The organism is Cysteiniphilum halobium (genome assembly GCF_003574425.1).
Taxonomy (GTDB): domain Bacteria; phylum Pseudomonadota; class Gammaproteobacteria; order Francisellales; family Francisellaceae; genus Caedibacter; species Caedibacter halobius.
Genome location: NZ_QLIU01000017.1, coordinates 19,955 through 34,149, shown reverse-complemented (window position 1 = coordinate 34,149; position 14,195 = coordinate 19,955). Strand labels below are relative to the sequence as shown.

The window sequence follows — 14,195 nt, the reverse complement described above, 5'->3', positions numbered from 1 at the left end:
TCAAACCATGTTATTCAAAAACAAAGCAAATCGAGCAGAAATAACCATTAACAACCGTAATTTACATTGTAGTGGTATATGCGGTTACAAGAAAAGGCAACCGTACTGTGATGCTTTTAAGTTGTCACTATTGCGTAATATCAATACTAACGGCATGACAAAGAAAGAAAAAGAGCGCATCAATAAAGAAGTCAACGAATCGCGAAAAGATATTGCTAACTACTTTGATACTGTTGATCAAATCTATCATGCAGATATAGCAAAATATTATCATGACAAATACATGATTAAATTTGTTAAGACGTTACAAGATTCGGTGCTTAAAGAGGATTTAATGCGAGCCATTAAAAAATTAGGTGATAGTGAAATCCAAGAGATACCGAGCAATCACAATATGGTTAATAGTGTAATTACAAGTTACATTGACAGCAATTTAGTTAATTATCACTATCACCGATTTAACCGTGAATTACTTTGGCATACAGCAGCACATATCTATTTTTCGAGGCTGAAAGGCTATGCGTATACTGGTAAATACAAGGTGCTTTTCGGTAGCCTTAATTTTGGTAATCAATTTAACCTTACAGGCTGCAATGATCAAACGGCAGAGCTTACATTGCCACATACCTACAAAACAGAAGTTTTAGGCTCAGGCTTAGAAGTCATCGACAACAAATATTTAACCATCAGTTTAAAAGCATACGATAGCATTATCAAAGATTGTCAGATGTACCAAGCCGAGCTACTGAAAGTTAAAAAGATTTTCAAAGATTCCGAGATCGAGCAAGCCTATATTGCCAAGTTAGATAATCAGGTACTAATCGGCAAAAGTCACGCGCAGCTTATGCGTAAAGTGATTAAGGCTAAGGAATCAGCTAAGAACAATGGAAGTCAACCCCAAAATATCCCATCAAACACGATTGTCGCCTAATGTGCATTTAACATTTAATGCTTAGTTTATACGCAATTGCATTGCTCAAAAATCTGTGCCAAACCATCACACTTTATCTTATCAATGAGTCAATCACTACGTGATTGACAGCCTAGTTTTAATTTCTTTTTTAACAAGCCCGAAATACCTGTCAAGGGTAAATGGCACGCTACGCGCCCTTGACAGGCATTTCTAAATGGCTTGTTGCAAAAAGGTTGTGAACACACACAAACCTAAAATTAAAGGAGTTAGAACAATGAGAAGCTTAATAACCAATCAACCTGACAATGACGCATGGTTTGAATTTTTTAACTATGTACGCGCGGTTGAGAAAGACCAAGCCGCACCTGCCAATAAAAAGACACCAAAGCGCTTACAAGAAATAAAAGGAATAAAAAAAATAAAAAACAACCATGAGCAAGCGGTGCATGTGGTCAATGCAGTGTTAGCGATTAATCACGTTAAAAGAGGGTAAAGCGATGCGTATTTTTAACAGTAACTTAGATTTAGCAGTTGATGAAATATATGCCAATACGTCATTTAATGATGATCTGTATGAGGAAGATTTAGCAGAGGATATTGCGCAAAATATTTGTCCTCTATGTGGTGGGTTGAATTGCAAAGCATTATTTGATGGTAAAGATTGTGGAGGGGTTAATCATGACTAAGCAAAACACCATAAAAAATAAACACAATAATGGGAATAAACAAACCTACAACGACTTTGTAAACGAAATTGCCCAAAGTATTAAAGCAATTATTCAAAATGGCGGTGCCACTTGGAAAGATGTTTTTCATCGTGAGGGTTGCGCTAAATTGCCAGTAAATGCGAAAGGCAATCTCTACAGTGGTGTTAATGTGCTAAATCTTTACATGGCACAACTCAAAAACAATTACAAATCGAACCAATGGTTGACGTTCAAACAAATCAAAGCGTTAAATGGCAGTGTCAACAAAGGTGAAAAATCAAGCCGTGTTTTTTTCTTCACTAGCTACGATAAGGAAAAAGTAGCCAAAGAGGATTTTAACACTGGCGACAGAGTGATCAAAAAAGGTGACGCTTACGAAACAACGATATTATGCCCGAAATATTATGCCGTTTTTAATTTGTCACAAACGACTTTAGCAGAGACAGAAAACACCATTTTTTTTAATGATGACTTGCAAGCCATTATTGATGCTCAAGATGTCGAGATTATCACGCATGATCAAGGGCAAGCGTATTACATGCCAAGTTTAGATATTATCAAAATGCCATCCTCAAAATATTTTGATAGTGAAGAGAATTACAAAGCGGTTTTACTGCATGAGTTAGCCCATAGCACCATGCACAAAAAAAGATTAAACCGCAGTGTCGATTTAAAGTGTAAGTTAAGCTATGCCAAAGAAGAATTAGTTGCTGAATTATCCAGTGCGATGTTAAGCGCACACTTTGGCATCAAAACCGATTTACAAAATCATGCAAGCTATATTGATAATTGGCTTACAAATTTGACTGATGAAGATTTTAACGAAGCGGTAAGGCAAAGCACCAAAGTTTTGAATTATTTGCTTGGTGCGATTTTAAAGGCGGTTGGTGAAGATAATAACAACACAGAAAAGGTTGCCTAATAAAATAAAAGAGAGTTTTCATAAAACTGTGTTAAATAAAACAATACTGGAGCTTTTAAGCTCCTTCTTGAACTAGTTGCTCGCTGTTATTTTCAGTTAATTTTTTCTGGTGAGTGTTTTTATTTTCTTTCAGATACTTTTTAAACTCTCGATCACCATCAAAAACAAGTTGCAATGCTTGATCAATTAAAAAATCTAAATCTTTTTCACCGTCAAGGGAATTATTCCAGTCTAAATATTCAATAGCTTTTAGGTAAGTATCTTCTGTCACTTTAACTTTTTTAGGTAAGGCTGTGTAAGTTGGTGACTTTGGTTTTTCGATCATAGGCATTTTTGGTATTCCTTATTTTGTTATATTGACAAACATAATACATTGTATTATAATATCAAGTATTATATATTATCAAACTTCATTCTATGAAAAATTATAAAATAAAAAAGTTTGCGAATGAATCAAAACATATTAGTAATTTTTCACTAAAGGAAACGCTAGATTTTTTTTGCGCTCTTGATGATATAGGTAAACAGAGATATTCACTAGGCAGCAATTTGTATAAGCTTAGAGTAGCAACAAACAATAAAGGCAAAAGCGGAAGCAGTAGAACGATTATTGTTTTTAGCGATGGAAAAGTATGTTATTGGGTGCATTGCTTTAACAAAAATGAAAAAGAAAACTTTACCACTAGAGAACTTAAAGACTTTAAAAAAATTTCTGGGATATTATTGTCATTAAGTGACAGTGATATTAAAAAACTAATTGAAGATAAAAAATTATTTGAGGTGATATGATGAATACGATAAGAGAAACAATAAATGATTTATCAAACGATTTATATACAACTGGCATAATTGATAAGCAAACGCTTAGAGATTTAACAGAATTAAGTACGCCAGACCTATACGAATACACTGGCGAAGATATAAAAGAAATTAGAGAGCGTCAGAATGTTAGTCAAGCTGTCTTTGCAAAAATTTTAAATATTAGCCCTGCTATGGTAAAAAGTCTTGAACAGGGTCAGCGTAAAGCTCAAGGAGCGATATTAAAACTTATTAATATTGTTGATGATAAGGGTTTGAAATATTTATCATGAGTCTTAAACAATCTAAAAAATTTTTGAGTTTCTCGAAATTATTGGCAAAAGTCCACGCATTATTTTTGAGCAATACTTCGGACACTTTTGACTAGATTTGGTAATCTAGCATCCATTAATAGGGTTAAATATCGCTTCCAAATTCAATAATGCATAAATCATTAATCAAAGCAATCAATGACGTTACAACCTTATCCAAACCACAAAGAAAATTCCTAATCATTATTATTAACGTCTTTATAGCTGTCGTAGGTAACGCTAACTATAGAAACCTCAGTCGGTACTGCAGCATATCAGAAAAAACAATTGCAAGATGGTTTAATAAGGGAATCTCATTTATGCAAGTCAATATGCTAATGATCTCAATTATCCCAGATAAGCATGATAAAATTGCTGCTATTGACGCAAGCTTTATTGAGAAATCAGGGAAGCATACCGAGGGCTTAGCAATGTTTTGGTCTGGTGCTAGTGGGGAGTCAAAAAAAGGATTGGAAATGTCTTTAATATCGATAGTTGATGTTAACGCCAATACTGCTTATGCGCTAGATGCTAAGCAGACTATTGACGATGAAAAGAAAAGCCGTGCTGATTTGTACGCAGATCATATAGAATCTGTTTTTGATCAACTAAAAACATTGGAAATAAAATATGTTGTAGCGGATGCTTTTTATACAAAAAATGTTTTTGTTAATCGTCTTTTTGATAATGGGTTCGAAATGATTGGCAAATTACGTTGTGATGCTAATTTAAAATGGCTTTATGATGGCGATCAAACAGGTGTTGGTAGACCAAAAAGTTATGACGGGAAAGTAAAATTCAATCAAATAGAGCGATTTACTTTTCAGGGTGCAATCGATGGCAATGTTAATGTATATAATGCAATAGTTTACTCACCAAATATGAAAAAGAAGATTAATGTTGTCATGCTACTTAATGCAGATAATTCAAGTTACGCATTATTGTTTTCAACTGATTTAAGCTTAGATGCTTTTACGATAATCAAATATTATAAATCACGATTCCAGATAGAGTTTGTCATTCGTGATGCAAAACAATACACTGGGTTGATGGACTCTCAAGCAAGGAACTCAAAAGCAATTAATAGTCATCTAAACATATCTCTGATGGCGCTTAATTCCTTAAAAATAGAAGATGCATTGAGCAAAAATTCATTTGAAAAATCAGTTATATCTATAGCCTCTTGGAAGCGTGTTAAATACAATGAACACTATATGGAAGCTATTTTTCGCAAGTTAGAAATTAAGAAAGATACTGAAAAATATAACCAGATATTTGACGAATTAAGAAACTATGGGGCTATAGCTGCTTAAAAGTGTCCGAAGTATTGTTTGAGTAGACTATTTTAAAATTAATCAAGAAAAATATTTTTATTTATTTTCATCTTTAGTTTTAATTTTTCCTTAGATAAATCGAAAAATAAAATCTAAAACTTTTTTCAATTACTCACGCAAAAAAATATAAAATAATTTTCAAAATATTTTTTAAAAAACTGCCAAGCTTGTCTTGGTTTTTTATTTTTTGCTTTTCCTTTTTATTCTCACGTGTTTTTTAAAAATATTTTCTATTCATTGTCATTTTTAGCAAAGTCTTTGCTATCGCTTTTATATTGTCTTTTGTGATGATGTTAAAAGTCCATTCAATCGCCATAGGTTCGGCTTGTATAAATAATAAGCTAAATTATGACCCACTAATTTGACTATATATTAACCTGTTGTCAACAGTCACTCCCTCCCCCTCAGCAAGCAGACACAGTACGCACTGTTAGTGCATCGTGTTCTTGTTGCGGTTAAGGGTGTCGTCAATCTCAGTATTTATAAGCGTTTCAGTGAAATAAAATTATTCAAAATAAAGCGAAAAAATTTATTTTTCAAACTTTCACTTTCTAATCAAACAAAACCCAATACAGAATGCCAGTTAAAACAATGGTAAAAAGCAGTACAGCCTTTATTTATATGTGTTATGGCAATTTGACATACAAATGACATAATATATAGACATACGTTTGACTGCTTTTAATAGACGACAAATAATGTCTATTATTTCAGTATAGACATTATAAAGACATCTATTCATAGTTTTAAAATATGTTTAAGCATACATATTATGTCATAGACATTATACGTATGTCATTGTATACTATGACAAAGACGACAAATGACATGCGCAAAAAAGGGTGAAAAATGCACAGAATAACTTTAAGACTCCCTGAAGAACTTGCAAAAAAAATTGAAGATTACGCAAGTGAAAGCAAATCAATACCGACAAAACAACATGCATATAGATTATTTCTTGAGCAAGGTGTTGATGCGGTGATGAATAATGCAAACAAAGGGCAAGAAAGATTGGCAGAAATTTCAGCGACATTAGCACTTGAAAATAGACACTACTTAAGACAGCTATATCGCATATTATTTGATGCTAGAAAATCTAAATTTGAAACGCCTGAAAGTGAATTTGAATCGGTAAGAATGGCAATGAAAGAGCTAATAAGTTCTGTTTTAGCGAATGAAAAAGATGAAAAAAATGAAAAACAAGGGATTTCAGAACAAAAAGACGGTGAAAATAATGCCTAAGATGATACCCAAAGAAATACGAATTGATGAAAAAAAGCTAATAAATATCCGTGAATTAATGGTTGCTTATGGAGAAACGAACGAGTCCTACTTTATTCGTGATTTGATTGATATAGGTTATGCCGTTAAAAAAGCACAGCTTAATGCGTCAGATGAAGAGGAAATGAAAAACTGGCAAGCAGTCTATCAGGATGCTGCCAAGAAAATGATTGAATGCCATCATTTGATTAGACAAGCGTTTGCTTTTACCTATAATGCTAAATTGTCTAAACATGAAGGCTATGGTGTTGAACTGAAGGAAAACAAGAGAGAATCAGACGAGTATATCGCTGACCTTTTAAGTGGTAAAATTGATGTTGAAAAATTAAAAGGGGCAAAGGGAAAATAGGCAACTGTCAGGTTGGGTTTAAACTTCTATAATTAGTGCAATTTACCCTAATTTTTTTGATATAAATCACTTAGTCAACTGATCCTTTATGATCTGTTTTTTTGTCACATTAGGCACAATATCAACGTCCTGTTGCTTGTATTTTTCCCATTTTTCCGTGATATTTTCTTGTGATTTCATTGATTGTGCGACTGAATCAATCTCTTTTTGACTGATTGATAAGTTATCTTTATGCAGTACATCAATATGTTTCTTGATTGATGATATATCTATATCGTGTGATTTATTGACATATTTAATCACATTGTCAATGTCATGGTGTTTTAAATCACCTTGCGATACCATCTTATCAATCAATGATTTTATGTTTTTATCATGCGTTAATAAGTCTTGATATACAGGATTAAGTTTATCAAAAATTGCCTGAACACCTTGATCTTTAAGTGTGTCATTGTAGTCGGTTTTTTTATTATCAATCATATTGGGAAATACCACCTTAACCTGTTTACCTACTTTTTCAAATAACTGTATGGCTTTCACTAAGGCAGAGTCTTTGATTAATGCTTTCCCATCATTATCAGCACAGATAAGGATATTATCTTTGAGCGTATCAGGGCTGATATTCGCAAAGTTATCTTTACCACCTGATGCTAAAATATGCACGTCTTTAAAAGCTTGCTTGATAGATAAAGCCGTTACAACACCCTCAGCTAAAAAGCTAATATTATTTGATTGCTCATTTCCTTTGCTAATCAAAACAGCACTGCCATTTTTCGTGCCATAATTTCTTTTACCCACTTTAAGATGAGACATTTTCTTGCCAGTACCACGCTCAAGGTAAATAGATTCAATTCCTGTCAGCTCGTCTTTTTCATTTTTGAACTGAACGACTAAAGCGGGCTGATATTTACCTGTGACTTCATTTGAATAAACACTGGCATTGTATCTAACATCGGCACCTTGATAATCCTTAATGCCTCGATGCTGTGTTAAGTATTTTTCTGCTAAGGTGCCTTTAACTGGGTGTGATTTATTCCAAACTTTAACCGCACGTTCAAACGATTGTTTTTTGCGCTCATCATAAGAAATATCCTTGCTTAACGCTTCATGGTTTTTGGTTTCCTTAATATCATACGCTTCTGGCATAGCCACCATTCTTGCCCCCTCAGCCACAGCGTCAGCGTAGTTTAATCCTTTCTCTCTCATGATTAATGAAACTAGGTCGCCACGATCATTATTGTTTGACCAATCTTTATAATAACCACGATATTTACCTGTTAACGTTACTTTCAATGAAGCACTATCTTGACCAAAGGCAAGCACTGTATTATTAGAACGCCCCTTGTTTTCTTCACCTAACAGCCATCTTGCCACATCTTCTGTTCGTTTTTTTAATTCTACTGAGACCTCAGCCCCATATTTGCGAATATCAAAACGCCCTTGTGTGTCACAGTATTTAGGGTCATACACCTTTTCAGCAAAGACAGTATTGGCATAGTTATTTGAATGGTCATTTTTGGCTTTAGCCTTATTATTTTTTACCTTACCTGTTTTTTCATATTGATTGATGACGTTTTGATTATTTTGATTATCAGCTTTATGCTTACTTTTTATTGTATTTACTGTATTTATTGTACCATTCTTAGCACTTTTAGCTTTATCCTCGCTATGCTTAACCGTATAATACTTTGAAGCAGAGACATCAAAATCATCTTTTAACTCTGCCATATACTGATCATAATCTTTCATATCAGACGCATTATAAGTTGGCGTTGCTTGCGTATAGCGGTCATACTCCTGCAATGAATCACCAACCTGTTGTTGATCATTATTCTTTTCTTGCAGTGTCGCTACTTGATGTTGAGCATAACTATCCTGTTTTTGCTCGGCTTTTTCCTTTTGATAGCGATCAAAATGCTCAGTTAAAGTGACTTCACCTGTCACGGCATGAATGGCAATTTTATTATTAAAGTCATTTTTAACACGCTTTAACAAAGCCTCACGATCATCGGTAAACATTTTTATATGACGCACCCCTCTTGTGATGGTCACATAAAGTGAACGCATATTAGCTAAAGTAGAGGTGGATTTTTGAGCAGTAACCACTAAATTTTTATCACTCCCTTGTGATGCCATTGTCGTTATATTCAGCGCATAATCCCAATGCAGTGTTGCCAGATTATTTTTATCTAACACAATCTTTTGATTGTCTTTTTCCTCATTGACTAAGGTAACAAAACCTTTATCTTGGTCAATTGACTCAACACGCATCTTGTCCTTAGCGTAAATACCCTTGTCTTTATCGGTTCTCGTCATAATCAACTTTTCATTGACAGCAACCTCATTTTGTTTGACTTCAAACAAACCATTAAAGCGATGATTGGCTTTCGCAGGGGCAAAGTGTGTAATCTTGCCAGTATTTAAGTTTTTTAATTCGAGCAAATTATTATCATGATCAACTTTATTGATATTGTAATAGTTCCTTTGCCCTTTTTGTAAAACCATACCAACCGCATAGCTGGCAATGGCTTTCATCTTTTCACTTTCGATATTAAGATTTTTAAGGCGATCAATGACCATATTTTGCTTTTCATCTTCGGCAATAACACCGTTTTTTTTGTCATGCTCCCTTACCATTGCAGTGATATATTCACGCTCCCTATGTGCATCAAGCACAGTTAAGGTATTTGCGCGACATTCAGCCGTGCGATTGCCTAGCTCGTTAGCTGTATCCTCACGCATTTTTTCAATTTTCATTGATTGATAAGCGTACTTTACTTTATTGGCAAACTTATCATCACCCAGTGCTTTTATATCCCCACCATCAATAAGCATATTAATTGCTTCAGCAACTTTAATTTCCTCTTTGTTTTTAGGGTTGAGTTGGCTTATATCGATTTTATGTGGTACAGATTCCACAATATTTAATTTAAGTTCGGGGGTTTTAAATTCAGTGTTGGGGCGATATTTCACTTCATCATGTGATTGTTGCTGATCTAAAAACTGTAATGCCAGTTCAGGGTTTTTCTTAGCAACAGCATAAACCGCTTTTAAATACTTGCCGTCTTGTTGACGTTGCACCTCATTCATCACTGCCACATCGATCTTGTCAGATAACACCAGTAATTTAAAAGGCGCACCCGCACCTAAAGATTCCAACTGCTTAATGTCACCAATAAAAACCGCACGTGCATTATGCTTTTCAACAATCCGCATAAAGTCAGCAAAGTCTTTATTAGAGACCATCGATGACTCATCAAGCAAAAATACTTTGTTTTCAAGTTCGCTTTTAGGTTTGTTTTGATGATTACTTGTAAACACAGTGGTGCTATTGTGCTTTTCATCAAAGGCTTTAAGTTCATTTAATACATCCTTAGACCGCTGAAAAATCAATGATTGCGCTGTTTGCGAGGTGATGTTTTTATCACTTAATGCCTTAACCGCATCATGCGTAGGTGCCAGACCAATAAACTCAACTTTATTGATTTTATTTTTATTGCTCTCATTACTCTCATTATTTTCTGCGTTATTTTTACTTTTTTGATTTTCTTTACTTTCACCATTAGGATGATCAACCTTTGCATTATCTGTATTACTATTATGATTCACAATCTCGTCAACATGCTGAATAATATTTTGTGCCTGTTGCAACATCGTTGATTTACCAGTCCCTGCATAACCTTGTACGGCAACAAAACGATCTTGTGTATTAGTAATCAATTTAACCGCAGCAATTTGCCCTTTGGTTAGTGATCTACCTTGCGTTATCTCACCACCGAGATTGTCAAGATAACGTTGGGTTTGCTCAACACTGGCTAAGGGTGCCACTTGCTTTTTGCCATTCTCACACGATGCAATAATTGATCTTTCAAGGGCAATGGCTTCTTTAGTCGTCCATACGAGCGTATCTTTTGATGCAATAATCTCACCATCACTGAATTTCTGATTTAATACTTCCTGAACATCACCAAAATCAATCGTTTCTTCATACTCATTCACACAATGCGCTACAGCATCTTTGACTAAATCAGTATGCTCAAATGCTGCCTGCCTGTCGGATAAAACGGCAATGACATGTTCAACCGACTTGGTGATGTTATCCTTACTCATTTCAATATTTAATGCGCTTAATGCTTGGCTTAAATCATGGATTAATTGTTTATTTGTTGTTGCATTAACGTATTGCGTTATCGGTTTGACGGTCGTATCTAAATGTGCCTGAATAATCGCGGTCACCACAGATGGTTGCACCTTAGCCTGCTGTATGCGGTTACGTGCTTTTTCCAGATCATCAGTAATTAATTCAACGCTGCCTGTGGCTTTTGCCATTAACTCACTGGCAACTTCTTTACTTAACGCATATTGTTTAAAACTGGCAATAATTGCCTTATCTTCATGATGTGATACATAGTCTAATGTGCGGGCATAATCATATTGTAGCGTTGATTTCTCTAGCTCGCTTTGCTTAACCTTGATCACCTCACCTTGTCGATCAATTAAGCTGATCTCTTGATTTGAACGATCAAAATCATGCACAACATAGCTGTGCCCTTTTTTTAAACGATCTGCTTTTGATTGCGTAATCATTAACTTTTCTCCCTTAATAATTTCCATAGGGGTTGTGGTGATTAAGGAGAAGGGATTGCTATTAGTTAAAGGATTAAAAGCGCTTTCTTTAGTTTCTTTACTTTCTTTACTTGCTTTATCACCACTAAAAAACTGTTCAATCGAATCTATCAGCGGATGTTGAATTTTAGCCGTTTTCACTTCATTGTTGCGGGCATCAATTCCTGTCACACGATAGGACATCATCTCTTGCCCTTTGACAAAAAAATCAATCCGTTCAACGTGCGCGTAGTTTTTTGCAACCTTTGCCTGTTCAGGGGTTAGGTAAACACGCTTTTCCATGTTCAGCGTCAATATATCGTCAGCTTGCAATCGATGGTGTGTTTTAACAGATTCACGCACCACGTCATTTAATGCGCTGACTTCTTTTTTAGTTGCTGCGACAATTAACGTGTTAGCTTTCTCTGCTACGGTTAATCCGTTATAGGTATTGACGACTTTATGAATACGCGCTTGATCAAGATCTAGGTTTTTAATGTTGTTACTGATTTTGCTATTTTTACCGCTTGTATCATTTCCATATTGATTTCCCTGTGACTTAACCTCATTAACTTCATTGACCTCATTAACTGCCTGAATATTCAAAGACACGGTGCTTTTTTCCTGATAGTGCCAGTTAAATTGCTTAATTCCACCAGTGGTTAACGTTTCCGTAATATTGCCGTTGGCTTTTTGCACGCCATTTCTATTTAAAAAGATAATCTTAGCCTTGCCCTTTTGCGTTATTTCTAACAACGTCTTAGCATCTTCAACCGATAGCTTTTCAGCTTGATCAACCACGATAATGTCACGCTGAGACAAGCGGTTACTTTGGCTATTTTGACTATGATTACTTTTCGCATCGTTAGCATGGCGATAAGTAAACCCGCCCAGTGTTTCAATATATTCATGATCTTTATTAAACAAAAAGGTGTTCTTTACCCAGTCAAATAAACTTTCGGTTTTACGTATCGGTTGTTGGGTATTTCTCGCTAAATCGGCAACGTGATAATGATTCGGTGCCAATACTTTGATACGTTTATTTTCCTCTTGGGCGCAATGAATTAAAGCATTAATTGCTTCTTTAGCCGAACCTTGCATATGAATCATATTGGCTTGCTTGGTGCTTGCCATAACACCCATAATCGCTTGCACATTATCTTTCATAATCGGCAAGGTACTTATGGCTCCCAGCCCAAGATTAACCTTGGCACCCTTAACCTGATTGCTAAGCAACTCATGAACAGACAACTCCTGTTGCTTTTGTTGTTCAGTGGTTAAGGTTTCATGGGCTTTGTCTAAGGGGATAATCTCACCTGATTGTATCTTTTGATCAATAGCAGTTTTCAATTCAGCAACCGTCATTGCCTGATCAATCGCAAAATCATCAAGAGCTTTATTTAAAATATCTTGATAACGCATACTTGTTTGAAAACGTGCCATATGTGACACCGTTAGCTCAACAACCGCAGTGGCAACATCGCCTTGGTTGGTCATGCTGAGGTAATCAGCATTACTTTTAACGGTTTGATTTTTTTGATTTGTTTGACGCTCCCCTGTTGTTTGACTCATATCGTCTTTTGCTTGGTGCGATTTATCAGTAGTAGTACCTAATGATTGCTCTGACAATACCTTGCTATGAGCATGTTGTTTGTTTTTGTCTTCTTGTGATGTTGCTGTTACTTGTGTCTGTTGATTCTTTTGATTAGCCTTTGCCTCTTTTACTTCTTTTGCCTTATTCATCGCCTGAGAACGTGCCAAGACCTCTTTATACAACCCCACCCCATCAAATGCCGCTTTGCGATCTTGCCATAAACCATGCAAATAAGACTTTTCAACATACGCTTTACTTTTGCGCGTATACTGCGCGATTTTATCAATCGTATTGGCATCAGTAATACCAAGGGCAAAAGCTTTCTCAATAATCACTTGCCTGCGCGTTGAAAAACTATCTAAGAACGCTTGCGGAATGTCTGAAATATTAAATTGACCATTGCCTGTGGCATGTGTTTTGTAACCACATAAACGAACACGCTTATTTAAACTCGCTTGATAGAGTTTACCCAAATAAATATTGAGCTTTTTATCGTAAAAATCATCAATATTAATCGCCCTTAACTTTCCCTCATCGTCCATTGCCATATTAATAGCTAACGTATGGGTATGTATTTGGGGATCAAGATTGCGAGAGACCTTGTGCGTTTCCATCGCATAAAGTATTTGATCGGTTTTAACACGCATTAACTCACCTGTGGCTTTATCGCGAATACGAATAACAGGAACCAATCGCGCAAATTCAGTCATGGCATCTTTAACCGCAGCTTGATGTTCTTTCATTAAACGATAATCACCAAATAACAGTGCCATGGCTGATACCGACTTAGGCGCACTAAACACAATATCATGCCCTGCACAACGAACACTATTGGCTTGTCCCCCTTTAGCAGCACCTCGTTGTACGGTTTGCCCCATTAAGTGACCCTCTAACACTTGCGCCAGTTGTTCTGAGGAGACTTCTTTGCCTAACAGCCCTGCTTTTTCAGCCAATGCCCCGCCCCATTCAGATAAGCTGCGATCTTTGTTATTCTCAGCAATCACATAATCGCCATAGTCATTTTTAATACTCGATGCATCAATGCCGAGCCTTTGCGCTTGCTCTTTCGTCATCAACTCAACATCTTTGACATCAAGATGTTTTTCTTCCTCTTTGTAATAGTTGGCAATATTCATGGATTGAGCCATGCTTGATGTACTCATTTTTTTGGCTTTAAGCATAAATTTCCCCTAATTAATCTTTATAAAATCAATAAATCTGTGGTGGTTGACAGTGGTGTCAAATGTGAAAAAAGTTGAAAAATTTGAAAAAACAAACGCCTAATACAGGTAAACCGCTGTTAAATAAATCAAAAAAAATAAAAAAAATAAACAATATATATGGCGCAAAAGTAACGTAAAAAAGTGTAAGAAATCTATTG

11 protein-coding genes are annotated in these 14,195 nt (G+C 35.4%); 9 read left to right on the top strand and 2 right to left on the bottom strand.

What is annotated here, in order from left to right; genetic code table 11:
• Nucleotides 1-7: 7 nt before the first annotated feature.
• The 4 genes from DNK85_RS04365 to DNK85_RS04350 all read left to right on the top strand — a co-directional run bounded on the left by DNK85_RS04365 (nucleotide 8) and on the right by DNK85_RS04350 (nucleotide 2,542).
• The gene (locus tag DNK85_RS04365) at nucleotides 8-931 is read left to right on the top strand and encodes a hypothetical protein (RefSeq protein ID WP_119328355.1); all 924 of its coding nucleotides are present in this window, start codon (nucleotides 8-10) and stop codon (nucleotides 929-931) included.
• Nucleotides 932-1,187: 256 nt separating this feature from the next.
• Complete coding sequence (locus DNK85_RS04360; protein ID WP_119328354.1) at nucleotides 1,188-1,406, top strand: hypothetical protein; 219 nt, start codon at nucleotides 1,188-1,190, stop codon at nucleotides 1,404-1,406.
• A 4-nt stretch (nucleotides 1,407-1,410) separates the two neighbouring features.
• On the top strand, nucleotides 1,411-1,599 hold the full coding sequence (locus DNK85_RS04355) for a hypothetical protein (RefSeq protein ID WP_119328353.1): 189 nt from the start codon (nucleotides 1,411-1,413) through the stop codon (nucleotides 1,597-1,599).
• Entirely contained in the window at nucleotides 1,592-2,542 is a 951-nt protein-coding gene (locus tag DNK85_RS04350; protein ID WP_162896523.1) for an ArdC family protein, read from the top strand. The genes DNK85_RS04355 and DNK85_RS04350 overlap by 8 nt, the downstream gene beginning before the upstream one ends.
• Before the next feature lie 55 nt (nucleotides 2,543-2,597).
• Here DNK85_RS04350 and DNK85_RS04345 read toward each other — a convergent pair whose 3' ends face one another.
• Nucleotides 2,598-2,873, bottom strand: a complete 276-nt coding sequence (locus DNK85_RS04345) for a hypothetical protein (protein ID WP_119328351.1) — start codon at nucleotides 2,871-2,873, stop codon at nucleotides 2,598-2,600.
• Nucleotides 2,874-2,959: 86 nt separating this feature from the next.
• Between DNK85_RS04345 and DNK85_RS04340 the strand changes: the two genes are divergently transcribed.
• The 5 genes from DNK85_RS04340 to DNK85_RS04320 all read left to right on the top strand — a co-directional run bounded on the left by DNK85_RS04340 (nucleotide 2,960) and on the right by DNK85_RS04320 (nucleotide 6,615).
• On the top strand, nucleotides 2,960-3,331 hold the full coding sequence (locus DNK85_RS04340; RefSeq protein ID WP_119328350.1) for a type II toxin-antitoxin system RelE/ParE family toxin: 372 nt from the start codon (nucleotides 2,960-2,962) through the stop codon (nucleotides 3,329-3,331).
• On the top strand, nucleotides 3,331-3,633 hold the full coding sequence (locus tag DNK85_RS04335; RefSeq protein WP_162896522.1) for a helix-turn-helix domain-containing protein: 303 nt from the start codon (nucleotides 3,331-3,333) through the stop codon (nucleotides 3,631-3,633). Before DNK85_RS04340 ends, DNK85_RS04335 begins: the two co-directional genes overlap by 1 nt.
• A gap of 149 nt (nucleotides 3,634-3,782) precedes the next feature.
• Nucleotides 3,783-4,964, top strand: a complete 1,182-nt coding sequence (locus DNK85_RS04330; protein ID WP_119328348.1) for a transposase — start codon at nucleotides 3,783-3,785, stop codon at nucleotides 4,962-4,964.
• A gap of 870 nt (nucleotides 4,965-5,834) precedes the next feature.
• The gene (locus DNK85_RS04325) at nucleotides 5,835-6,227 is read left to right on the top strand and encodes a hypothetical protein (RefSeq protein WP_119328347.1); all 393 of its coding nucleotides are present in this window, start codon (nucleotides 5,835-5,837) and stop codon (nucleotides 6,225-6,227) included.
• Nucleotides 6,220-6,615 carry a hypothetical protein gene (locus tag DNK85_RS04320; protein WP_119328346.1) on the top strand — a complete coding sequence of 132 codons (396 nt, stop codon included), beginning with the start codon at nucleotides 6,220-6,222 and terminating at the stop codon, nucleotides 6,613-6,615. The genes DNK85_RS04325 and DNK85_RS04320 overlap by 8 nt, the downstream gene beginning before the upstream one ends.
• Nucleotides 6,616-6,681: 66 nt before the next feature.
• On the opposite strand, the gene mobF is transcribed toward DNK85_RS04320, so the two are convergent.
• Nucleotides 6,682-13,995 carry a MobF family relaxase gene (gene mobF, locus DNK85_RS04315; RefSeq protein WP_119328345.1) on the bottom strand — a complete coding sequence of 2,438 codons (7,314 nt, stop codon included), beginning with the start codon at nucleotides 13,993-13,995 and terminating at the stop codon, nucleotides 6,682-6,684.
• Nucleotides 13,996-14,195: the final 200 nt, after the last annotated feature.

What these genes read in the sequence shown, in the direction of transcription:
- DNK85_RS04365 (WP_119328355.1), top strand. Translation starts at nt 8, where the DNA reads ATGTTATTCAAAAACAAAGCAAATCGAGCAGAAATAACCATTAACAAC.
- DNK85_RS04360 (WP_119328354.1), top strand. Translation starts at nt 1,188, where the DNA reads ATGAGAAGCTTAATAACCAATCAACCTGACAATGACGCATGGTTTGAA.
- DNK85_RS04355 (WP_119328353.1), top strand. Translation starts at nt 1,411, where the DNA reads ATGCGTATTTTTAACAGTAACTTAGATTTAGCAGTTGATGAAATATAT.
- DNK85_RS04350 (WP_162896523.1), top strand. Translation starts at nt 1,592, where the DNA reads ATGACTAAGCAAAACACCATAAAAAATAAACACAATAATGGGAATAAA.
- DNK85_RS04345 (WP_119328351.1), bottom strand. Translation starts at nt 2,873, where the DNA reads ATGCCTATGATCGAAAAACCAAAGTCACCAACTTACACAGCCTTACCT.
- DNK85_RS04340 (WP_119328350.1), top strand. Translation starts at nt 2,960, where the DNA reads ATGAAAAATTATAAAATAAAAAAGTTTGCGAATGAATCAAAACATATT.
- DNK85_RS04335 (WP_162896522.1), top strand. Translation starts at nt 3,331, where the DNA reads ATGAATACGATAAGAGAAACAATAAATGATTTATCAAACGATTTATAT.
- DNK85_RS04330 (WP_119328348.1), top strand. Translation starts at nt 3,783, where the DNA reads ATGCATAAATCATTAATCAAAGCAATCAATGACGTTACAACCTTATCC.
- DNK85_RS04325 (WP_119328347.1), top strand. Translation starts at nt 5,835, where the DNA reads ATGCACAGAATAACTTTAAGACTCCCTGAAGAACTTGCAAAAAAAATT.
- DNK85_RS04320 (WP_119328346.1), top strand. Translation starts at nt 6,220, where the DNA reads ATGCCTAAGATGATACCCAAAGAAATACGAATTGATGAAAAAAAGCTA.
- mobF (WP_119328345.1), bottom strand. Translation starts at nt 13,995, where the DNA reads ATGCTTAAAGCCAAAAAAATGAGTACATCAAGCATGGCTCAATCCATG.